This is a genomic window from Roseovarius bejariae (assembly GCF_009669325.1).
Taxonomy (GTDB): Bacteria; Pseudomonadota; Alphaproteobacteria; order Rhodobacterales; family Rhodobacteraceae; genus Roseovarius; species Roseovarius bejariae.
In genome coordinates, this window is record NZ_SZWE01000001.1 from 283,748 (window position 1) to 306,004 (window position 22,257).

The 22,257-nt window shown below is 60.9% G+C and carries 17 protein-coding genes and 1 tRNA gene; 5 read left to right on the plus strand and 13 right to left on the minus strand.

All coding sequences use genetic code 11. The annotated features are described in order from the left end of the window. Positions 1–3: 3 nt before the first annotated feature. From FDP25_RS01415 to FDP25_RS17175, 3 genes are all read right to left on the minus strand, one after another. Positions 4–510 carry a hypothetical protein gene (locus FDP25_RS01415; protein ID WP_154148395.1) on the minus strand — a complete coding sequence of 169 codons (507 nt, stop codon included), beginning with the start codon at positions 508–510 and terminating at the stop codon, positions 4–6. Then, the gene (locus FDP25_RS17290) at positions 488–1,195 is read right to left on the minus strand and encodes a helix-turn-helix transcriptional regulator (protein WP_172982726.1); all 708 of its coding nucleotides are present in this window, start codon (positions 1,193–1,195) and stop codon (positions 488–490) included. The genes FDP25_RS01415 and FDP25_RS17290 overlap by 23 nt, the downstream gene beginning before the upstream one ends. Before the next feature lie 353 nt (positions 1,196–1,548). Beyond that, entirely contained in the window at positions 1,549–2,319 is a 771-nt protein-coding gene (locus tag FDP25_RS17175; RefSeq protein WP_246175733.1) for a hypothetical protein, read from the minus strand. On the opposite strand from FDP25_RS17175, the gene FDP25_RS17180 reads away from it, so the two are divergent. The 4 genes from FDP25_RS17180 (at position 2,296) to FDP25_RS01440 (ending at position 8,876) form a co-directional block, all read left to right on the plus strand. Further along, positions 2,296–3,423: a hypothetical protein gene (locus FDP25_RS17180; protein WP_246175734.1), complete on the plus strand. Its 1,128-nt coding sequence runs from the start codon at positions 2,296–2,298 to the stop codon at positions 3,421–3,423. The genes FDP25_RS17175 and FDP25_RS17180 overlap by 24 nt on opposite strands. Positions 3,424–3,620: 197 nt before the next feature. Next, entirely contained in the window at positions 3,621–5,486 is a 1,866-nt protein-coding gene (locus tag FDP25_RS01430) for a hypothetical protein (RefSeq protein ID WP_154148398.1), read from the plus strand. A 42-nt stretch (positions 5,487–5,528) separates the two neighbouring features. Then, positions 5,529–7,514: a type I secretion system permease/ATPase gene (locus FDP25_RS01435; RefSeq protein ID WP_154148399.1), complete on the plus strand. Its 1,986-nt coding sequence runs from the start codon at positions 5,529–5,531 to the stop codon at positions 7,512–7,514. Positions 7,515–7,538: 24 nt separating this feature from the next. After that, the gene (locus tag FDP25_RS01440) at positions 7,539–8,876 is read left to right on the plus strand and encodes an HlyD family type I secretion periplasmic adaptor subunit (RefSeq protein WP_154148400.1); all 1,338 of its coding nucleotides are present in this window, start codon (positions 7,539–7,541) and stop codon (positions 8,874–8,876) included. A gap of 31 nt (positions 8,877–8,907) precedes the next feature. Here the strand turns inward: FDP25_RS01440 and FDP25_RS01445 are convergent. The 10 genes from FDP25_RS01445 to FDP25_RS01490 form a co-directional block, all read right to left on the minus strand. After that, a tRNA-Ser gene (locus FDP25_RS01445) sits at positions 8,908–8,997 on the minus strand. Between the two features lie 60 nt (positions 8,998–9,057). Next, the gene (locus FDP25_RS01450; RefSeq protein ID WP_154148401.1) at positions 9,058–9,777 is read right to left on the minus strand and encodes an alanyl-tRNA editing protein; all 720 of its coding nucleotides are present in this window, start codon (positions 9,775–9,777) and stop codon (positions 9,058–9,060) included. Beyond that, positions 9,774–12,209 carry a DUF3772 domain-containing protein gene (locus tag FDP25_RS01455; protein WP_246175735.1) on the minus strand — a complete coding sequence of 812 codons (2,436 nt, stop codon included), beginning with the start codon at positions 12,207–12,209 and terminating at the stop codon, positions 9,774–9,776. Before FDP25_RS01455 ends, FDP25_RS01450 begins: the two co-directional genes overlap by 4 nt. 5 nt (positions 12,210–12,214) lie before the next feature. Next, entirely contained in the window at positions 12,215–13,246 is a 1,032-nt protein-coding gene (locus FDP25_RS01460; protein ID WP_154148403.1) for a cysteine synthase A, read from the minus strand. Positions 13,247–13,307: 61 nt separating this feature from the next. Then, complete coding sequence (locus tag FDP25_RS01465; protein WP_343031928.1) at positions 13,308–14,231, minus strand: NUDIX domain-containing protein; 924 nt, start codon at positions 14,229–14,231, stop codon at positions 13,308–13,310. A 172-nt stretch (positions 14,232–14,403) separates the two neighbouring features. Continuing rightward, positions 14,404–14,862 (minus strand): TrgA family protein, encoded by a 459-nt coding sequence (locus FDP25_RS01470; RefSeq protein ID WP_154148405.1) that lies wholly within the window; start codon positions 14,860–14,862, stop codon positions 14,404–14,406. A 1-nt stretch (position 14,863) separates the two neighbouring features. After that, positions 14,864–16,072, minus strand: a complete 1,209-nt coding sequence (locus FDP25_RS01475) for an SAM-dependent methyltransferase (protein ID WP_154152978.1) — start codon at positions 16,070–16,072, stop codon at positions 14,864–14,866. 72 nt (positions 16,073–16,144) lie between these two features. Continuing rightward, positions 16,145–17,566, minus strand: a complete 1,422-nt coding sequence (locus tag FDP25_RS01480) for a cryptochrome/photolyase family protein (protein WP_154148406.1) — start codon at positions 17,564–17,566, stop codon at positions 16,145–16,147. Positions 17,567–17,615: 49 nt separating this feature from the next. Then, the gene (locus tag FDP25_RS01485) at positions 17,616–18,836 is read right to left on the minus strand and encodes an aminotransferase class V-fold PLP-dependent enzyme (protein ID WP_154148407.1); all 1,221 of its coding nucleotides are present in this window, start codon (positions 18,834–18,836) and stop codon (positions 17,616–17,618) included. Positions 18,837–18,921: 85 nt separating this feature from the next. Continuing rightward, on the minus strand, positions 18,922–20,625 hold the full coding sequence (locus FDP25_RS01490; RefSeq protein ID WP_154148408.1) for a BCCT family transporter: 1,704 nt from the start codon (positions 20,623–20,625) through the stop codon (positions 18,922–18,924). 354 nt (positions 20,626–20,979) lie between these two features. Here FDP25_RS01490 and FDP25_RS01495 point away from each other — a divergent pair, with 354 nt between their 5' ends. Further along, positions 20,980–22,218, plus strand: a complete 1,239-nt coding sequence (locus FDP25_RS01495; protein WP_154148409.1) for an aspartate kinase — start codon at positions 20,980–20,982, stop codon at positions 22,216–22,218. Positions 22,219–22,257 lie beyond the last annotated feature (39 nt).

The following is a 22,257-nucleotide window of genomic DNA, read 5'->3' on the forward strand; positions in this document are numbered from 1 at the left end:
CGGTCAAAGCGGATAACCCTGCGCCCGGATGACCGCCCAAATATCAAGATTCAGCTGCTTTAGGCGGCCTATGGTCTCATCAATCTGGGAAAGCTGATCTTCGCCCGCAGGCTCCTGTTTACCCATGATGATCTCATCCTTTCGGTCTGCAATCCTCATCATGATTGTCAGGGGCGTACGGCCTTCAGGATCAAAGGAATAAATGCAATGGTTGTATTTGTTCCGCAGTCGCGATTCCTTGCGAAATCGCTGTGTCAGGGCGGTCACAGCGCGCCGTTCCTCATCCGGCACACGGGGCAACTTGGATAGCCGATCCACAAGATCAAGACGCGCCGCGGTGGTGTTCAGGGTCAGGAAGACCACCACCGCAGTTTCCTTGTCCATCCCCGCAAGCCCCGCCATCACGTGAATGAACAGGCTTTCGGTATTCGTCCACGTATAGTTCAGGCGCCCCACACGAAGCAGAACTTCGTCCAGCGCACCTGTGTCACTGTTGGAAGGTCTGGGCATGGATCATCGCCGCCTCGGTCCGGTTGTGAACACCCAGCTTGGAAATGATGTTTCGCAGGTGCAGTTTCACGGTGTTCTCCGACAATTCCAGCCGCGCGGCGATTTCCTTGTTCTGGCAGCCGTCCGCGACCAGCGTCAGGACCTCGCTTTCCCGTGGTGTCAGGCAGGCCAGCCGCTCTGCGTGATCCGGCTCCTGTGGCACTTCCTCAGCCGGGCGTGCCAATAGTTCGGGAGACACATAATGGTGGCCCGTCAAACACAGCTTGAGAACGGAAACCCACCCATCAATACCCATGTCCAGAGGAAAGAGGCTTCCAAGAGGGTCAGGGTATGCCGGGTTGCCCATCAGGCGGGCCGCTCGCGCCGGCGTACTATAGGCACAGGCAAATTGCGCCCCACTGTGCCGTGTCAGCCAACGCGCCTGAACCACGTCCAGTGTCTCTGCCGCCGTCTCATCCAAAACGATCAGGCGCAGGTTGTCTCGCCATTCGGGCCTTGCGGCCATGACGTCCTGGATGTCGTTGAGTTTCGAAACATGAACCTCGCGCAATTCCGCTTCGGTCGCGCGGCACAGGCAGTCCGAAAAAACATGCCGCCGGGACACAAACCCCAAAGAGGCCACAAATGGCAAGGCATGCGCATCTGGCGCATCGCTGCCGCTCAATATCACTTTGTCGCTATACATTTCAGATCGCTCCCCTTCTATCGCTACAGGCTTTGAAATTTCCCCCGCCTGCCTTGGGATTGCTCGACCTGCTCCTAATATGCCCTCTGACTCACCCGTTGGCATTAACCATTGTCAATATCTGACGGTCCAAACCCCACCCGATGAACACGATCACGTCATCCCCCTATCCAAGCGGACTAACCCCAATTGCCGACTGTTTTTGAATCTCTGCCGGATTGATCCTGTTCAAGTTGCGGCTTGTCCCCAACACCCCGCGACACAAAGGGCGGAATGCCCATGAAAGGAGGTGGCAGCGACCGAAAGCAACATCTTCGGACAGAATGCGGGCCTTGCCCGAAACCTGTCCCAATTCACTCAAAATCTGAAACCACGCATCTCCGACATGCCACTTGATAGAAGAGCGGTGGCCACGAGATGCCCAACAAAATGGGAGCCACATCATGGGTGGTAAAAAGCATTTCATGTTCGGCCTTCAAGGCCAGGGCCAACTTCAAGGCCAAGGTCAAGGCCAACTGCAAGGCCAAGGCCAAGGTCAGGGCCAAGACCAGCACCAATCCCAATCCAGCAACAATGAGAGCGTCAATCTCAATGGCAACGGGAATGGGAATGCCAACGGCAATCTCAACGGCAACGGCAACTTCAACGAGTCGGCCAATGGCAATGAGAATGGCAACGCAAACGGCAACGCGAACGGTAATGCCAATGGCAACTTGAACGCCAATGGCAATATCAACCACAACAGTAACACTGCCGACAACGACGCGGCCAATACTGCGCGGAACAATGCCAACAACGACGCGACCAATACCGCGACGAACAACGCAACCAATACAACCGACGTAGATACGACTGTTGACACGGACGTTCATGTTGATGTCGGCGTGGATCTTGAGGAGTTGATGCCAACCACCGACGACGACTTCGGTGATTTCGACCTGTCTGGCGGCAGCACCGTGGGTGACGTCCTCATGGCCAACAACGGGTCGTCGGCAATGTATGCCCCGGCCACAAGCAATATTTCCTTCGACCGCGTGTTGAATGACGCGCTGAATGGCGAAGGGAATGATGTTGGCATGACCATTGGTCAGTCGGGCGCCATGAACGATCAGGACGTCGTCCATAACGCCAGCGTCTCCAACAACGCCAGCTGGCAGCAGAACGGTAACGCCAACGGCGGCAACGCGAATGCCGAGGAAGGCATCGACGCCAGAACCGATGGCGGTCACGGTGGTGACGGCGCGGCCTCTCTTGGTGGTATCGGTGGCTCGGCTATCGCAGCAGATGCTGGCACTTCGGCAACCGGCGGTGCCGGCGGCCACGGCGGAATCTCCGGCTCGCTCGCCGGTGGAGGCGGCGCGGCCACATCCAGCGGCGGCGCAGGCGGCGGCGGCGGTAACGCTACCGGCACCGGCGTAGGCCTCGGCGGTCTGGGTGTTGGTCTCGGGATCGGCGCTGATGGCAACAACTCTGGCCAGACTGGTGAAGGTGGTGACGGCGCAGGCGGCGACGGTGCCGAAGGCGGCGATGGCGCAGATGCTGGCGATGGTGGCGATGGTGCAGCAGCCGCAGATGCCGCAAGCTCTGCCGCGGCTGATGCAGCCGGTGGTGGCGGCCTCGGCGGATTTGCTGCCGCAGCAGATGCAGCAGCCGCCGCAGATGCAGCAGCCGCAGCCGGTGATGCCGGTGACGGCGGTCAGGGCGGCGGCGGCGCCGAGGGCGGCGACGGTGCCGGCGGCGATGGCGCTGGCAGTGGCAGTATCGGTGATGCAACCGGTGGCGCCGGTCTGGGCCTTGGTGCCGGTGAAGGCATCGGGCTTGGTGTCGGCTTTGGCGCTGGCGGCGACGGCGGCAACGGCGGCCACTCGGCGGCCAAAGGCGGCGACGGAGGCCTTTCCGGCTCGATCGGCGGCGCAGGCGGCATGGCCCATGGCGGTCAAGCCGTTGGTGCAAGCGTCGGTGCCTATGCCGGTAACGGCGGCGCAAGCGGCAATGCCATCAACGGTGATGGTGGTAACGGACACGCCGGTGTCTGGGGCTCGCACAATGGCGATGACGGGTTCGTCAATGGCCTGTCCGAAGCCCAGGCCTCGGCTGTCGTGGATACCTCGGCCTTCAACCAGAGCATCGTGCAGGGTGCCAACGTGCTGGGCAACACGGTCGACATGACCGTGGTGGGCGGCTCGATGACCTCGACGATGGTCGGCGAAGACGACAGCATGTCCTAAGTCAGGACCCCACCCCGCGCGGCAACCGCCGCGCGGGGCTTTTGTTTTCAGTGTTTTAAAGCGTCCACACCGGGGACAGTCCCCCACGTTTCGATCAACACGCACCTCCAGGGGGCAGGATCATGGGCCAGGATCTAACAACAGAGGCAATTTCTCATTTCATAGGCTTTTTCAGTCAAGCGGTTGAAGAAGCGCGGATGCGGCAGGAATATGATGCCTTCAAGGCCCTTCAACGCATCGACGATGACCTGACAAATCCATTGAACGTTACGGTCAATGTATCCTCGAAGTATACGATTGGCGATTTCAATCCCGGCATATCCGCCCGCATCAGCAATTTTTCCGAGGCCCGCGTCACCCCGGCGCCACCGCCCGATCCCCTTCCAGTCAATTTCGACGGAAACAGCATAGCCAACAGCCTGATCGACCCCTTGGTACCGGCCCCCTTTGCCCTGCCCATGACTGGCGGGCTGACAATCGAAACACCGGTCCTTGCGCCACCCTCTTCGGTGGCTCTGGCCATCATCCAGAAGATCGCGCTTAACGATAGTGATTTGCTGATCACAGCCACACCAGATCCGGGTTTCGTCTCGGTCGGCTACTACCAGCAAAGCCTGACGGTTCTCACCCAGTATTCCGAGACACTCTCCATCGACTGGCCCGCAACGCTGCCCGAAACCGGCGCAGACATCGCCCCCTTAGGCGTGTCGTACTACGAGACGGCACAGATTTTCGAACCCGATCCCGTTGACGGAGCCGTAATTCACCTCCTTACCGGCGCGGATGCTGCCGGGGTGCATGTCGATGGCCAGACGGTCGAAACCATGCCCGATCTGGATGAATTCATGCCTCCCTTCCTCGACCGCGAGTCGCAGGACGATGACGATATCCCGCACGAGGTCATCGCTGGCGGCAACATGTCTGCGAATGTCGTTTCCCTTGCAATCAACTGGATCGACGCGCCGGTCATGGCCATCATGGGCGACAGCCACTCCTTCAACGCCATCTCGCAGGTCAATGTCCTATCGAATCTCGATTGCACCAACGGCCTGCCCCCCACGCAAGGTGCAGGCGACACCACTCACAACATCGCGGCCATTCTCAGCCGCGCCATCCCCGAGAGCACCCCACCCGAGGGACAGGCCGAGGATGCCGAGGACGAGCCGGACTTTCCCGACTCCGCCATCGTGGCCCGCCTCACCGACGACTTGGTGAATTTCAACTGGGTCGAACAATACAACTACCTGGTCGATAATGACGTGCTCAGCGTCAAGTTCTCAGGCAATGAAAGCTTCCTGCAAACCGGTGGCAACACGACAACCAATTACACCACCCTTCAGGAACTTGGCTTCCATTACGACCTGATCGTCGTCTCCGGCAGCCTGATCAACATCAGCGTCATCGATCAGGTCAACGTCCTGCTCGATAACGATAGCATCTCCTACGGCGACGGATGGGAGGCCTCGGGTGGCGACAACCTGCTGTGGAACGAGGCCGTGATCGAAACCATCGGCGCGGATGCCTACGGCGAGATGAGTCTTGAATACGAGGCCTTGGGCGAAAGCCTTGCCGCCGGATCTGATAGCGTCGGGGGCTCCATCCTCGATAATCCCGCCTTCGAAGGGCTGGATACGCTCAAGGTGCTCTATATCGAAGGCGATCTGATCAACTTTCAGTACATTAGTCAGACCAATATCGTCGGCGATGCCGATCAGCTACAGCTACACGCGGGCCAAATGGCCAGCCAGGAGGGGGCTGAAGCCTCGCTTATCGTAGGCGAAAACGCCCTGCTCAATCTCGCCTCTATTTACGAGGCCGGGCTGAACTCGGAAATCCATCTCGGCGGCGATCAATATTCGGACGCCCTTATGTATCAGGCCGGTCTGATCGTGACCGACGAAAGCCAGTTGGTCACCGACAACGGCAACGGTCTTGCAAGCGAGGCCGTGGCATTCCTCACGGACGACACCGGCGATGCAACGAACCAACAGCAGGATGATAGCACCCATAATGTCATACACGACGATATGGGGGCTGACCCGATGGCAGGCGTTCTCGTCTGATCGCAGGCACGCGCGAAACGATTATAGAGAGAAGACCGCAACATGAATTTCACACCTAGGGAATTGAAGCCCGACACCGAGGGACAAGATACCGAAAATTCGACTCCCCCCCTCGAACTCCGCGACGATCAACGCGTCGACGACCCCGAGGCGCGCAGCCCCGACACCGCCCGGCAGGACGGCACGACCGAACCCATCAACACAGCCCCTGCCAAAACCGATGCCACGCCGCCCGAAAAACAATCCGGCGACGGAGAGGGCGGCGGTGCAGGCGGCAGCGGCGGCGGCGGGTTTCACCGTCGCATGGGGCCGGTGGATTTTTCCGGTAACCTCAAGAAAGGTCTCGCCGCCGTCCGGCGCAATATGGTGATCGTCATGCTGTTCACCTGCATGACCAACCTTCTGATTCTCGCCATCCCGGTCTACCTGTTCCAGATATCCGACCGCGTGCTGACAAGTCGTTCGGTCGATACGCTTATCATGCTGACCGCAGTCATCGTGGGTGCGGTTCTGTTACAGGCTGTCTTCGATGCCTTGCGCCGCTTTGTCCTGATGCGTACGGCGGTTGAGCTCGCGGCAAAACTCGGCTCTTCGATCCTCTCTGCCGCGGCCCGTGCGGCACTCACCAGCAACGGCCGGGAATACCAGACACTGGGCGATCTTCAGCAACTCCGCGGTTTCCTGGTTTCGGGCACCCTGCTGTCCTTTCTCGATATGCCCTTCGCCCCGCTATTCATCCTCGCAATATTCCTCGTGCATCCGCACTTGGGCATGATCGTGGTGGTCACCGCGCTGGTACTGCTGGTGATCGCGCTGATCAACCAAAGGGCCACGTCCAAGCACTTCGCCACGGCAAACCAGCATCAAAGCATGGCCAACATGCACCTCGACTCCATGGCCCGGAACAGCCAGATCATCAATGCCCTCGCGATGATCCCCGAAGCCGTCTCGATCTGGGGCCGCGATACCGCCGCTTCGCTCAAAGCTCAGGTCCGCGCACAGGACCGCAATATTACCTCCGCGGCCTTTTCCCGTGGCGTGCGTCTTCTGACACAGGTCGGGATGCTTGGCTGGGGCGCGTTTCTGGCGCTGGACGGACAGATCACCGGCGGAATGGTCATCGCCGCCTCGATTATCGCGGGCCGCGCCCTCGCCCCCATCGAAGGCGCGATCGAAGGCTGGAATCAGTTCATCCTGTCGCGCGCCTCCTATGGCCGCATTTCCGGGCTTTTGACGGAATCCCCTCTCAACACCGACCGCCTGCGCCTGCCACAACCCGAAGGACGGCTGGATGTCGAACGGCTGCTCTATGTTCCGCAAGGCACCAAAAGCGTCGTCCTCAACGGCCTGTCCTTCAGCCTCGCCCCCGGTACATCTTTGGGTGTCATCGGGAACTCGGGCGCGGGTAAGACGACACTGGGCAAAATGCTCGTGGGGGCGATCCTGCCCACTTCGGGCTGTGTCAGACTCGACCTGATGGACCTGCGCAATTGGGATCAGCGCCAGTTCGGGGAAAACATCGGTTACCTGCCGCAGGACGTGCAGCTTTTCCCCGGCACCATCAAGGACAATATCGCCCGGATGCGCGCAGACGCCACCGATGCTCAAATCTACGAGGCCGCTCGCCTTGCCGATGTCCACGACATGATCGCCAACCTGCCGCACGGCTACGAAACCTTTGTCGGCGCCGACGGCTCCCCGTTGTCGGGTGGACAGAAACAACGCATCGCACTGGCGCGGGCCTTCTTCGGCAATCCCCGCCTTCTGGTGCTGGACGAGCCCAACTCGAACCTCGACGTGGCCGGCGATCAGGCCCTCGCCCGCGCGCTGCACCACGCCAAGGAACAGAAAATCACCGTGGTCGTCATCACGCAAAAACCCTCGATCCTCGCACATGTGGACAAGATCGCCCTACTGGCGGGCGGTAGCCTTGCCATGATCGGCCCGCGCGAGGAGGTGCTGCAATCCATCCGTGGCGGCGGCGGCAATGTCGGTGGTCCCGGCTCCATCGCCGACAACCGCGGCTAGAACCCGAAATCAGGAGGAGAAAAGATGCGAGAACTCCGCAACCGCGAATCCCCCGAATGGTTCGACGAAGTCCCCCGGTCGATATTTCGTCATTCGGTCATGGGAATCCTGATCATCATTCTGGCCGTTGGTGGCTTTGGCGCTTGGGCCTTTCGCGCCCCCCTCGCAGCCGCCGTGATAACCCAAGGCAGCTTTGTCGCCACCGGCAACAACCAGATCGTTCAACACCTCGAAGGCGGCATGATCCGCGAAATTCTCGTGGGCGAAGGCGATTTCGTCAAAGCCGGGCAGCCGATCATGCACCTGGATGAAACCGCCGCCGAGGCAAAACTGCGCGAGTTGTTCTTGCGCCGCGCCCGTTTGGAAATCCTGACGGCGCGCCTTCTGGCCGAGTACCGCGGCGCTGAAGAGTTCGATATCCCGAACTTTCTGGATGGCGAAGAGGACGACCCGGCCATCCAACAAATCCTACGCAACCAAAAACTCAACTTCGAAGCCGCACGCACCAAACTGAACAAGGACGTCAGCGTCCTGGAACGCAATATCAAGGCGCTCGACAGCCGGCTGGATGGCTATAGCGCGCAACTCTCCTCGCTTACACAACAGATTACCCTGCTTGACGAGGATATCGAGGCCCAATCGATCCTTTACGAAAAAGGTCTCAGCCCCAAAACCCGTATCAATTCCCTGCGCCGCGCCAAGGCCGATGGCACCGGGCAAATCGGCCGCCTCGAAGCACAACTCACGGAAACCGAGGCCATGCGCGAGAAGTACCAAGGAGAAATCGAACAGGCCATCATCACCCACCAGCAAGCCGCCCTTGACGAATTGCAGTCCGCCGAAGCCGAGCTTGACTCGGTGCGTGAAAATTACCGCAAGGCGGCGGATGTCTATCGCCGCTCATCGATCAACGCGCCGGTCTCGGGTACGGTGGTGCGGATGAACTACAATACCCCCGGTGGCGTCATCGAAAGCGGCAGGCCCATCGCCGAGATCCTGCCCACCAGCGTACCACTGATCATCGAAACCCAAGTCCCCCGCGTCGACATCGACAGCGTGAAACTTGGTCAGCAGGCCACCGTCCGGCTGACCTCGCTCAACCAACGTACCACGCCGGTGCTTGAAGGCACTGTGTACTACATCTCCGCCGACGCCCTGCCAGACGATTCCGAAATCGTCCCACAGGAGGTCTATCTTGCCCGCGTTCAACTGCCTGCAAGCGAGCTTGCTCGTGTCCCCGGTTTCACCCCGACCCCGGGCATGCCCGCCGAGGTGATGATCCAGACCGCCGAGCGCACCTTCTTTGAATACCTCACAAAGCCCATCGTGGATTCCATGCAACGGGCCTTCCGCGAACAATAGGCCGCATCCCGATAGCCTGTCTGAAGGGAAATGGCGGAGAGACAGGGATTCGAACCCTGGAGACGGTTTCCCGCCTACACACTTTCCAGGCGTGCGCCTTCGACCACTCGGCCACCTCTCCGTGGCGCCCTCTTTAACGCCGGGTGCGGGCCATGCGCAAGGGGGTTTTGCACCCCCGTGCTCAGCTATCCAGATGGATCGACACGCGGCGGTTCTGACGGCCCTTTTTCTCGACCTTTCCGATACGCACGCGCCCGATTTCACCGGTGCGCGCCACATGCGTGCCGCCGCAGGGTTGCAGATCCACCTGATCTTCGTCCGCACCGATCCGAACCAGCCGCACCTGCCCCGCCCCGCGCGGCGGGGCGACCGACATGGTTTTGACGAGCCCGGGATTCGCCGCCAACTCAGCGTCGGTGATCCAGTCTTCGGTCACGGGCAGGTCACGATCAATCAACGCATTCAGCGCCTCTTCGACCGCCACCTTATCCTCTGGCGCCTCGGGCATGTCGAAATCCAGCCGGCTTTTCTCGGGGCCAACAGCCCCTCCTGTCACCGGCAGCGGAATGACCACAGACAGCAAATGGAGCGCACTGTGCATCCGCATGTGCTTGTACCGCCGCTCCCAGTCCAGAACCTGCTCGACCTCCGTGCCGACCGGCGGCAAGGCCTGCGGCTCGGCCGGAACAAGGGCGATCTCGCCGTCATCGGTCTTGACTGTCGTTGCCAGATCAAGCGCGCCACCCTGCCAAACAAGCCGCCCACTGTCGCCGGGTTGCCCTCCGCCTGTCGGGTAGAACAGGCATTCATTCAAGATAACACCGCCTTCTGGCGTATGGGCGACAACCCGGCCAATTGCCCGAGACCGATAGGGATCGTCGCGAAACAACAGATCACTCATTGATCGCCTCCATCACCATCTCCCTCGCCGTCGGTCATGTCTCCCTCGGTAATATGTACCGTGGCCGCGGGCGATGCGCCCTTGGCCGATTGCCCGCTCAGGGTTTCGGGATTGCGCAGCCAGATATCCTGCTGTGCGAATGGAATCTCGATACCCTCTTCGGCAAAGCGGCGGGCGATTTCGTGGTTCATGTCCGATTTGACGTTCAGCACGAAATTCACATCACGCAGGATCGCGCGGATCTCGAAATCCATCGAACTCGCACCAAAGCCCTGAAACACCACATAGGGCGCAGGGTTGGCCAGCACCAGAGGATGCGCCTCGCCGATCTCCAGAAGGATGTCTTCGACCTTGCGGGTATCTGTGCCATAGGCCACACCAACCGGCACGATTACCCGGCCGACGGTATTGCCACGGGTATAGTTCGTCACAGTCCCACTGACGAAATCGGCATTGGGCACGATCACGTCAGTACGGTCGAAGGTCTCGATCCGGGTCGAACGCACCGAAATATCGCGCACCGTCCCGTGTTGGCCACCAACCTCGATCCAATCTCCCTCGGAAATCGGACGCTCAATCAGCAGGATGATCCCCGACACGAAGTTCGACACGATGTTCTGAAGACCAAAACCGATCCCCACCGACAGCGCACCGGCCACGATGGCAAGACTGCTCAGGTCGATGCCCGCACTCGTGATCGCAATCAATGCCGCAAGGAAAATCCCGATATATCCGACACCCGAAACAATCGCATTGCGCCCGCCCGGATCGATCTTGGTTTTCGGCAGAACGCTGTTCTTAAGGGCCCCCTGCAACAGGCGCGTCGCCACGAGGCCGATGACGAACACGATGGCCAGCGTCAGGAAGATCGTCGGCGAAATACGCGTGTTGCCGATGGTGATCCCTTCCACGAACTGGGTCCACAGTTCGGTCAGGTCGGTCACGCGCGCGCCCCAGATCAGGGCCACAACGGGCACCGACAGCAACACCAGAACAAAGCCCACCAGCACCGGGATCAGCGAATCCGCCGCCCCCTCGCGATTGCCGCTCAGCAGGGCGTAAAGCTCGACCACCACGCGCTGCAACACAACCAGCGACGCCAGCACCATGAGCGACAGGACCGACGGGAACAGCAAGAACTTGGAAAGGCTGACATATCCCACGGCGGCCAGAACAGGCGCAGCCACGGAAAGCACCACAAGAAGACGCGCCAAAAGCCGCGTCATCCGGCCACGATAGGTTTCCTCCCCCGTGTCCTCGACAGTTTCCGCAGCGTGCAGCAGCAAAAGCCGCCCCAAACGCCACAGCAAAAGCGCGGCCACGACCACCAGCGGAAACAAGATCACATTGCCCGCCGCCTCGGACCAGCCAAAGGTCAAGCTCATCGCGTCCAAGAAATGATGCAGCCCCATGGCAAGGCCAAGCAGCGCCCCGTACCACCGTCCGGCCCGGCGCGCATCATCATCAAGGTTCAGAGGCGGAGCGCGCATATCCTCGGTCGGGAATATCCGTGTCGCAAGCCACCGCGCGACAAGGAAGACCAACGCCGCCTCAAGCGCGGTTTCAAGAACGCGGTCCAACCGTGTTCCGACAAGCCCCGTCAGGTAAATCGCACCCGCCAGCAACATCAGCCCGAGGAAAGGCAGGACAAAACTGCCAAGCGAGACAACGAACCCGGCGATCCATCGCCCTGCACTTTGGCGATCCTTCAGCACGTGTCGCGCCAAACGTCGGCTCCACTTTCGGCCCCGCGCCACAAGCACCGTCCCGATCAACAGCAAAATGCCCGACACCGGCAAAGCCGCCAGTGCCTCTTCCCGCTGCGAGGGGCTGCTCCACATCGCCAAGGACTCGGAGTGCAAGGCATGCGCCGAGTCGATAAGCGTTGATACCGCCGACGGCCAGTTCACCGGATTCACCGGCGACGGCCCGAAATCCAGCAGCTTCTCGGTCTGCCGATCGCGTATGATCTGATCGATCCCCTTGACCAACCCGTCCGCCCGGCTGTGCGCCAGTTCCGCACGCTTCGCCGGGGCCTGAAGGTCTGCCAGACGGCTGTTCAACTCGTCACGTTGCGATGCGATCTCGGCGGATTCCTGGCCGCTTTCGGGCACGGGACCAAGGGCATCGAGTTGCCTCTGGACCGTGCTGATCGTACTGGCGTTGATGCCCTGAGCCGCCTGAAACTGTTCGCGCCAGTCCGTCAGCTCCGCACGCAGTTTTTCCAGCGCCGGGGTCGAGGCGCGGGCGACCTCGACAACCGATTCCGCGCGCGTTGCCGTCTTCTCCCAGGCGTCATAATCCGGCGCCGTGCTGTCCGACTGTGTTGAGACAGACGCGCCCCCCTGCGCAACGGCCCCACCGCCCACCGTGCCGCCCAAAAACATGGCCAGCATAACCGCCAGAACCAAGGGCAGAATGCGACGCACCATGCCTGTCATTCCACGAATACTCCGGGGATGCTACGCGGCGCCTGATCCAGCCAGCCGGGCGTCGGCAGGTCCTTTTCACGCAGGAACTCGGGGTTGAACAGCTTGGATTGATACCGCGTGCCATAATCGCACAGGACCGTCACGATGGTATGCCCCGGCCCCATCTCGCGGGCCATCTTCATCGCACCCGCAACGTTGATGCCCGAGGACGCTCCAAGGCACAGGCCCTCGTCCTCCAGCATGTCGAAAACAATCGGCAGCGCTTCGGTATCGCTCGCCTGATAGCAATAGTCGGGCTTGAGCCCTTCAAGGTTTTTCGTGATCCGCACCTGCCCGATGCCTTCCGCGATCGACCCGCCCTCGGACTCCAACTGGCCCGTTGTGTAGTAGGAATAGAGTTTCGCCCCCATCGGATCGACAAGCCCGATCTTGACCCCCTTCGGTTGCAGCGCCATCGCCACCCCCGAAAGCGTCCCGCCGGACCCGCAAGCACAGATGAATCCATCCACCTTTCCACTAGTCTGGTCCCAGATTTCGGGGCCGGTGGTTTCCACATGCGCCTGCCGGTTGGCGACATTGTCGAACTGATTGGCCCAGATCGCGCCATTTGGTTCGGTTTTTGCAAGCTCTGCGGCCAAACGCTCGGAATAACGCACAAAATTGTTCGGATTCGAATAGGGCGCCGCCGGCACCTGAACAAGGTCAGCCCCGGCAAGCCGCAGCATATCCTTCTTTTCCTGGCTCTGTGTTTCGGGGATCACGATCACCGTCTTGAAACCCATCGAGGCCCCGACCAGCGCAAGGCCAATGCCGGTGTTACCTGCCGTCCCCTCGACGATGGTGCCACCCGGGGCAAGGTCCCCCCGCTCCATGGCATCGCGAATGATGAACAGCGCCGCACGGTCCTTGACCGATTGGCCCGGGTTCATGAACTCGCATTTGCCCAGGATCTCGCACCCGGTCTCTTCGCTTGCCCGGCGCAACCGGATCAAGGGAGTATTGCCAACGGCCTCGGCCAGATCCTTTGCAACTTGCATACGCCCACGTCTCCTTACGCCAAAATCTGTTGTTCAGACTTAGAACCTGTCGGCTCCGAACTCAAGCGGATGCGCGCAACCTTGCGCGCTCTCTTTGCAACCATAGAAGGGACAAAACCAAGGGCCCGTTGTCCGCCTCGCCACTCTCCAGAAGATGCATGGCCGCCTCGAACCCAAGGATATGCGTCCGAATGTCCTCATTTTCGCTGTCCAAACCGCCCTGTCCCTTCGTCGTTTCAGGCAAGTCGCACAAACCTAGATATAGATGGAAGTACTCGGTCGAACAGCCGGGCGTGCAATAATGGCTGCTGATATGCTCAAGCGCATGCAGGGTCACCCCGGCCTCTTCGACACATTCGCGCCGTGCGGTCTCGGCAGGGTCTTCCCCGGCATCGATACGCCCCGCGACGGGCTCAAGCATCCAAGGCCGCGTATCGCCCCGCCCATACGGCCCCATGCGAAACTGCTCGACCAAAAGCACCCTGTCCCGCACCGGGTCATAGGGCAAAACGATCGCGGCATCGGTCGCGACAAAGACTTCGCGTTGGACCCGCGGGCTCATCCCGCCATCGAAATTGGGATGCCGCAACTCATAGGCCCGGGTCAGGAAAAACCCCGCGTGCGGTATCTCACACTTGAATTGCTCGACCCTGTCGATCCCGGTATCCGTCCGCACCTCTGCCGGGGCGGGCTGTCGCGCCGCGACCCTTGCGGCAGCGCGGGAATAAACCATGGCCAACCGCCCGCGCAGCTCTCGCGCCTCCATCCGGGCATGATGTTCAAGGATTTCCTCTATCGCCTCCGCAGCTATATCCGCCCACCGCGCGGCCCAATCCGAGACGTCCCATTCAGTGCCCGCTGACCCTTCGGCGGGCAATATGGCCTGCACATCGCGCCCCGCGATACTGCGCGCCACGATCCGCCATTCCAAAACCTCGGCGAGATAGGCAATGCGATCCCAAGCCTCCTTATCGGCGCGGGTCACAACACCCGCCACTCCGCTCGCTGAACATGCATTCAAAACAGGAAACACCGCGCCGTGGGGGGCGACAAGCCCACCTTCGCTCAACACCGCTTCATCGCCGCATCGCAAACCCAACCTGTTGCGGATCCGCGAAAACGCCCATGGCCCGCAAAGGAAAATGTCGGTCATTGGCTCATTGCCACTTCAGTTCGGCCCACTCGGCGATCAGCCCCACGACCACTCCCCCGACGACAAGTAAACCAATCAGGTTCTGATCAAGAAGATACTGACCATAGTCCAGCGCGATCTCGAAAATACCCGTGATCGCCTCCATCGGACCATCGTATTTGCGGCGCAGGGCATTGCCCAGCATGGTGTTGAAACTCTGGGCAAAAAGCCCCCAGAAAACCAGCGCCGCCGCGCCGGTCAACCCGGCACCGATCCCTTGCCGATACCCATATCCAAGGCGTGTGCCGACAACGATCCATCCACACAGCAGCCCCAGAACAAGATTGACCCAATTGAATGCCCCGAAATTCGTCTGCGGCGGCATCAATGGCCGTATCAACTCGGATGCGATCCACCCCACGGCTCCAAGACCTGCGGCGGCAAACAATTTGCCGATAGTCGGCATGTGGCGTGTAAGGGGCATCCTATCTGGGCCTTGCGATTGTGATCTGCGTCACATCGCAATTACCCCCTTGGAAGGCTCCCGCACAAGAGGTCAGGTAGAAATTCCACATCCGGCGGAAACGGTCGTCAAAGCCCATCTTCGCCACATCGTCCCATTTCCCGTTGAAACTTTCGTGCCAGCGGCGCAGCGTCTGGCTATAACTTTGGCCGAACTCGATTGAGCGTTTCACCTGTAACCCGGCGCGCTCCACCTCCCTTCGCAGGGCCTTGGGACTGGGCAGCATCCCGCCCGGGAAAATGTACTTCTGGATAAAATCCACGCCCTTGCGATACGCATCCCACCGGCAGTCTGCGACTGTAATGATCTGGAGCGTGGCCTGTGCCCCGGGGCGCAGACGATCGCGCACCGTATCGAAATAAACCGGCCAATAGCGTTGCCCCACGGCCTCGAACATCTCGATGCTGGCAATCCCATCATAGGTGCCCCTCTCGTCGCGGTAATCCTGCAACTTGAACTCCACGCGGTCCGACAGGCCCGCCTTCTCGATCCGCTCCCGGGCGTAATTGTATTGCTCTTGGCTGATGGTCAGGCATGTCACCTTCAAGCCCCGCTCAGCCGCGGCATATTCCGCGAACCCACCCCAGCCACAGCCGATCTCAAGCACATGATCCCCGGGCTGTACGCCCATCTGGTCCACCATCGAGGCGTATTTCTTGGATTGGGCCGCCTCAAGGCTCTCTTGCCCGGTCTCGAAAATCGCCGAGGAATAGGTCATCGTATCATCCAGCCAAAGACCGTAAAAATCATTGCCCAGATCATAGTGATAGCTGATGTTCTTGCGCGCCTGCGTCTTGGTGTTGCGCTGAAACCAGAAGCGGATTTTCTCGTACAGCTGCACAAGGCTTTGGCCGGGATAGCCATTGTACATCTCGTCATTGCCCGCGTTCACCAGATCCATGAAGGCCTGCAAATCCGGCGTGCTCCACCAGCCCTCAAGATAGGCATCGCAGAAACCCAGATACCCTTCGCGCACCATCCGCGCGAAAACATCGCCATTGTGGATCGTGATTTCGGCCACGGGGCCGGGCTTCTTGCCCTCGGCGCGAAACACCCGCCCATCGTCCAGACGAATATCCAATCGGCCATGTTCAAGCTGCTTGGCAACACCAAAGCATTGCGAAAAGTAGCGCGGCAGGTTGGTCTGCCCTTTTGTCTCGGTCAGGATCATCCCGGTTCCCTGTTGTTCTTGGTTTAAGGCTATGGCGCCAAGCCCGGTTTCGGCAAGGGTTTTCCCAATCACTCAGGTTTTCCACCCTTCATAGGCGTCAAGCGCAAGGCGCCGCCCCTCCTTCAGGCCGACGATGGGCTCCTCAGGATAGGGCATATGCGGGCTCAGGCCCCATGACCGCGGCACCGCTTCGAAAAAGCTGAGCGCCGTGCTTGTCGGCCCCCGCTGGCGCTCCGCGATCCAGCGGCGCAGGTAAACCCCTTCGGGATCAAACTTCTTGGCCTGCGTCTCGGCGTTGAAAATCCGGAAATAGGGTGTCGCATCCGGCCCCGACCCCGCCGACCACTGCCAGCCAAGGGCGTTGCTCGCCGGGTCCCAATCGGTCAGACACTCCTCGAACCACGCCTGCCCGATCCGCCAATGGGTCATCAGGTGCTTGGTCAGATACGAAGCCACGATCATCCGCGCACGGTTGTGCATCTTGCCGGTGACATACATCTCGCGCATGGCGGCATCGACAAAGGGTACCCCCGTGCGCCCCTGCTTCCACGCCAGCACCCTGTCGTCCTCCACTTCGGACCACGGGAAATCCCGCCATTCTTCACGCCAGCTTTCACTGGTAATATGCGGCGTGTGATAGATCAGATGATAGGCAAACTCGCGCCAGACCAGCTCCTGCAACCAAGTCTCGGCCCCCGGCTTACCCTCCTCCATCGCGCGCATACCCGCGTGCCAGCACCGGCGCGGGGAAATTTCACCAAGCGCAAGGTTCTCAGACAGCCCCGAGGTCCCATCCTCCGCGGGTAAATCCCGCGCCGCATTGTAACCTCCGACAGCCTCGCCCATGAACCAGCCAAGCCGCCCTTGTGCCGCCTCCTCGCCGACCCGCTGATAGGGGCGACACACCTCCGCGCCTCGGTTCATCGCTCGGCCCAGTTGCCAATCATCCAGTGTCTCACTCATGGGCCATGCCGCAGGCGCAGCAATCTCCGCAGGGGCCGCCAATGGCGCGGCAACCTCACGCCCGCGCACAGCCCGCCAAAACGGCGTATAGACCTTGTAAAAGCCGCCTGCCCCAGTCTCCACCGTCCATGGCTCAAAAAGCAAATGACCGGCGTGGCTTTCCACCTCCACACCATCGTCTTTCAACGCGGCCTTCACCCGCGTGTCGCGCTCAATACTCTGAGGATCATAAAGCCGCGACCACATTACAGCGCCCGCGCCCAACTCTTCCACCAAGCTGCGCAGCACCGCCAAGGCATCGCCGCGTCGCAGGATCAAACGGCTCCCAACGGCCTCAAGCCGCGCGGCGAGGTCCGCCAGAGACAAACCCAAACGCCACTTGGGGGCCGCCCCCAATCCCTCGACCAGATCGTCGTGAATGAAAACAGGCACCACCGGCCCGCCCCGCGCGATCGCGGCCATAAACGCCGGATGATCGCTCAGCCGCAGATCGCGCCGCAGCCAAAGGATCGTCGCTTGTCTGTCACTCATGCTCTGCCCCCGGATGTTTTACATCCTACGGCCCGGCACCGCCGATGGATCAAAGAATATCGTCCAAGGCATTCAAAAGCTTATCAATCTCCGCACGGCTGGTGTAATGCACGAAACTCAACCGCAACACGCCCTTTTCCGGGTCCACGCCCATGGCCCCCAAGGGCCGTTGCGCATAAAAGTCACCACCACCCGCCATGATGCCCCGCTTGGCCAGTTGCGCCGCTGCCTCGGCCCCCGGCCCATTCAAGGCAAGCGCAACGGTTGGGGCCCGCGCCCCGGCCTCCTCCGGCCCCAGCAAGCGAACCGAGTTGCGATCCCTCACCGCGTCCAGCAGGGGTTGCAAAAGCTCGACCTCATGCGCGCGCATCAGATCATGCACCGCCTGCCCGCGTGCGCCGGCCTCGCCCCCGATCCCATGATGCGCCGCCAAGGCTTCCACATAATCCGCCATACCGGCACTCGCCGCCACCTGCGCATGATCCGGCCCCGCCGGGGTAAACCTTTTATACAGAACACCCGCGTTGAAATAATGCGCCTGATTGGGCAGCAACTCCCCCAATTCACGCCGGATCACCATGATCCCCTGATGCGGCCCATAGGTCTTGTAAGCGGAAAACAGGTAAATATCCGGCCCCATGCCGCCCACATCCGGGAAACCGTGCGGCGCGTAACTTACCCCGTCAACACAAACGAAAGCCCCGGCCGCATGGGCGGCGGCGGTGATCTCGACCACCGGGTTGATGGCACCGACCACGTTGGAACAATGCGGAAAACACACCAACCGCACCCAGTCATCCAACAGGTGCTCAAGATCCTCCAGCCGCAAAAGCCCGCTCTCGGGGTCGATCCGCCACTCGCGCACGTCGATCCCCGCCTCGGCCAGTCGCCGCCACGGCCCGGAATTGGCCTCGTGGTCCTGATCGGTGACGACAATCGCGTCGCCCTCGCCCATCCACTTCCGGAAGGCCTGTGCCAGAACATAGGTATTCTGCGTGGTGGACGGCCCGAAACTCACCTCATCCGTGGCCACGCCCAAAAGCGCCGCCAGACGCGCGCGCGCCTCGTCCATTTCCTCGCCCGCCAGACGGCTGGCCTCGTAGTGGCCATAGGGCTGCACCTTGCGCTGCCGGTAATACCGCGTCAGCCGGTCAATCACCGCACCGCAGGTATAAGACCCGCCCGCATTCTCGAAAAACGCTTGCCCCTCAAGGCTGGGTTCGGAAAACGCCGGGAACTGGGATCGTACGAATTGGGTATCAAGCTGCATCTGGGCCTCCTCGCCTTTTGGCCCAATGAAATGCAAAAGGCCCCGGGGGACAAGCCCGGGGCCTTCGCAATCGGTTTACGCGGGATTAGCGCTTCTCGCTCGCCAGACCCTTCCAGATGGCATAGCACATCACCAGCAGAACCAGCGTGAAGGGCAATCCGGTGGAAATCACCGCCGATTGCAGCGACGCAAGGCCACCGCCGATCAACAGCACGATCGCGACCGCCCCCTCGAAGACACACCAGAACACACGCTGCGAAACCGGCGCATCCACCTTGCCGCCTGCTGTGATCGTGTCGATCACCAGCGACCCGGAGTCCGAGGAGGTCACGAAGAAGACCACCACGAGGATGATACCGATCACCGAGGTGATGGTTGCCAGCGGCAATTGCTCCAGCATGTAGAACAGCTTGAGTTCCAGCGCTGCGTTCTTGGCCCCTTCGTAGCCGTCAGCGACAACCTGGTTGAGGGCCGTGCCGCCAAAGACGGTCATCCAAAGGACACAGACGAGGGTCGGAATCAGCAGCACGCAGATGATGAACTCGCGCACGGTGCGGCCACGGCTCACACGGGCGATGAACATGCCGACGAAGGGTGACCAGCTGATCCACCACGCCCAGTAAAACGAGGTCCAGCCCTGGCTGAAGTTCACGTCTTCACGGCCGAACGGGTTCGACAAGGCAAACAGGTTCTGCAGGTAGGCCCAGATGCTGTCGAAGAACAGCGTGATCAGGAAGATCGGACCACCCACGAGGAACACGAAGACAAGCAGCAGCGCCGCAAGGCCCATGTTGATCTCGGACAGAACCTTCACACCACCGTCAAGGCCACGAACCACCGACACCAGCGCAACCGCGGTGATACCGGAAATCAGGATGACCAGCAGCAGCGGGTTGTTCGCGACACCGCTTTCCTCGCTATTGCCATAGGTGATGCCCATGAAGGCACGCGTACCTTCCGCCGCATCGCCCGACCCGAAGAGGAACGTCAGGCCCGAAGCGGTCTGTTCCGCGCCGAAGCCCAGCGAGGTCGCCAGACCGAAAAGCGTGGCGAAAACCGCCAGCGTGTCGATGATGTGGCCGGTCCAGCCCCAGACACGTTCACCGAACAACGGGTAGAACGCCGACCGCAGGGTAAGCGGCAAGCCCTTGTTGTAGCTGAACAGCGCCAGTGCCAGCGCGACGACCGCGTAGATCGCCCAGGGGTGCAGCCCCCAGTGGAAGATCGTCGCCGCCATGCCAAGGCGTTGTGCCGCGGCCTCGTCGCCCCCGGCTGCGCCCAGCGGGGCCCAGTCGGTCCGTGCGCCGCCCTCCATGGCGGTGCCACCAAGCGAGCTCGAGAAGTGGCTCATCGGCTCGGACACCCCGAAGAACAGCAGGCCGATGCCCATACCGGCGGCAAACAGCATCGCGAACCAGCCGATATAGCCATAGTCCGGCGTGGCATTCGCACCGCCCAGCCGAACGCTGCCATATGGCGTCACGATCAGCAGAAGGCAGAAAACGACGAAAATGTTCGCGGCGCCAAGGAAGAACCAGTCAAAGCCCTTCGTCACCGCCGAAAACAGCCAGCTGAAAACGCTGCTTGCCTGTTCGGGAAGCGCCAGCGAGTAGAACACGAAGACGACAACCGCCAGCCCCGAGATGAAGAAAACCGGGTTGTGAATGTCCAGTCCGAACGGCCCGATCTTCGCTTCGATATTATCCTGACCGATCTCGTAATCGGTCTCAATGATATCCGCATGCCCCTCTGGGGCAGGAATACCCTGATTTGTTGTTTCATCGGCCATGAAGGCCCCCCTTTATGATTTTTGCCGATCCGCCGCTTGCGTCGCGCCAGCCCCTGTTCGTCGACTGGTCTGCCGGACGCTTGGCCTCTATCGGCGGCTCCCTTGTTACGCGAACGGCACCGCGGATGAGTCCGTTCCTCTTGTGGTGTAAGAGAAGGCACAGCCCTGTCCGCTCTCCGTCAAACGAGCGTAACAACCCTTCGGCAGACAGATCAAGCGGTTGCGTCACTTTCCAGACGGAAAGCGACCCAAACTCGGGTTCGGAATCATCGCCACAGGCCTGCGGCACCTCGCCTATTGCCCTTCCGCCCACAGCCGCGTAAACGGCGCGCAGACTGCTGTAAGGACGCCCCAATGCCCGTTCTCGTGATGAAATTCGGCGGCACCTCCGTCGCCACGCTTGACCGAATCCGCCGCGCCGCCAAGCGCGTGGGCGTCGAAGTGGCCAAGGGCTATGACGTCATCGTCATCGTTTCGGCCATGTCGGGCGAAACCAACAAGCTGGTGGGCTTCGTCAATGAAACCTCGCCACTCTATGACGCGCGGGAATACGATGCCGTGGTCTCCTCGGGCGAAAACGTCACCGCCGGTCTGATGGCGCTCACCTTGCAGGAAATGAACGTCCCGGCCCGTAGCTGGCAAGGCTGGCAGGTGCCGCTCAAGACCACCTCGGCCCACTCCGCCGCCCGGATCGAGGAGATTCCCACCGACAACATCAACGCGCGTTTCGCCGACGGCATGCGCGTGGCCGTGGTCGCCGGTTTCCAGGGAATCAGCCCCGAAGGCCGCATCACCACCCTTGGCCGGGGCGGCTCGGATACCACCGCCGTGGCCTTCGCCGCCGCCTTCGACGCCGAACGCTGCGACATCTACACCGATGTGGACGGGGTCTATACCACCGACCCCCGCATCGCCGACAAGGCCCGCAAACTCGACCGGATCGCCTTCGAGGAAATGCTCGAACTGGCCTCGCTTGGGGCAAAAGTGCTGCAAACCCGCTCGGTCGAACTGGCCATGCGCTATAACGTCAAGCTGCGCGTCCTGAGCAGCTTCGAAGAACAATCAGACGACGCAGGAACCCTGGTCTGCGCCGAGGAGGAAATCGTGGAATCAAATGTTGTAAGCGGCATCGCCTATTCCCGCGACGAGGCGAAAATGACCCTGATCTCGGTCGCCGACCGCCCCGGCATCGCCGCCGCCATCTTCGGGCCGCTCTCGGATGCCGGCGTCAACGTCGACATGATCGTTCAGAACATCTCGGAGGAAGGCCGCACCGACATGACCTTCTCCTGCCCCACGGATCAGGTAAAGCGCGCCGAAAAGGCCCTTGCCGAAGCCAAGGATCGCGGCGACATCAATTATCACGACCTCGTGGCCGACACCAATGTCGCCAAGGTCTCTGCCGTCGGCATCGGGATGCGCAGCCAGTCGGGCGTCGCCGCCAAGATGTTCAAAACGCTGTCCGATGAAGGTGTGAACATCAAGGTCATTGCAACCTCCGAGATAAAAATTTCCGTGCTGATCGACCGGAAATACATGGAACTCGCCGTGCAATCCCTGCATGATGCCTTCGAATTGGACAAAGTGACCTGAACCCGTCACCCTGTAACGCGAACGGGTAAGGGCCAAAAC

Coding starts and splice junctions, on each gene's coding strand:
- FDP25_RS01435 (WP_154148399.1), top strand. CDS start 5,529: ATGAATTTCACACCTAGGGAATTGAAGCCCGACACCGAGGGACAAGAT.
- FDP25_RS01470 (WP_154148405.1), bottom strand. CDS start 14,862: ATGCCCCTTACACGCCACATGCCGACTATCGGCAAATTGTTTGCCGCC.
- FDP25_RS01455 (WP_246175735.1), bottom strand. CDS start 12,209: ATGGTGCGTCGCATTCTGCCCTTGGTTCTGGCGGTTATGCTGGCCATG.
- FDP25_RS01475 (WP_154152978.1), bottom strand. CDS start 16,072: ATGATCCTGACCGAGACAAAAGGGCAGACCAACCTGCCGCGCTACTTT.
- FDP25_RS17180 (WP_246175734.1), top strand. CDS start 2,296: ATGAACGATCAGGACGTCGTCCATAACGCCAGCGTCTCCAACAACGCC.
- FDP25_RS01480 (WP_154148406.1), bottom strand. CDS start 17,566: ATGAGTGACAGACAAGCGACGATCCTTTGGCTGCGGCGCGATCTGCGG.
- FDP25_RS17290 (WP_172982726.1), bottom strand. CDS start 1,195: ATGTATAGCGACAAAGTGATATTGAGCGGCAGCGATGCGCCAGATGCG.
- FDP25_RS01495 (WP_154148409.1), top strand. CDS start 20,980: ATGCCCGTTCTCGTGATGAAATTCGGCGGCACCTCCGTCGCCACGCTT.
- FDP25_RS01440 (WP_154148400.1), top strand. CDS start 7,539: ATGCGAGAACTCCGCAACCGCGAATCCCCCGAATGGTTCGACGAAGTC.
- FDP25_RS01430 (WP_154148398.1), top strand. CDS start 3,621: ATGCGGCAGGAATATGATGCCTTCAAGGCCCTTCAACGCATCGACGAT.
- FDP25_RS01415 (WP_154148395.1), bottom strand. CDS start 510: ATGCCCAGACCTTCCAACAGTGACACAGGTGCGCTGGACGAAGTTCTG.
- FDP25_RS01450 (WP_154148401.1), bottom strand. CDS start 9,777: ATGAGTGATCTGTTGTTTCGCGACGATCCCTATCGGTCTCGGGCAATT.
- FDP25_RS01460 (WP_154148403.1), bottom strand. CDS start 13,246: ATGCAAGTTGCAAAGGATCTGGCCGAGGCCGTTGGCAATACTCCCTTG.
- FDP25_RS01485 (WP_154148407.1), bottom strand. CDS start 18,836: ATGCAGCTTGATACCCAATTCGTACGATCCCAGTTCCCGGCGTTTTCC.
- FDP25_RS01490 (WP_154148408.1), bottom strand. CDS start 20,625: ATGGCCGATGAAACAACAAATCAGGGTATTCCTGCCCCAGAGGGGCAT.
- FDP25_RS17175 (WP_246175733.1), bottom strand. CDS start 2,319: ATGGACGACGTCCTGATCGTTCATGGCGCCCGACTGACCAATGGTCAT.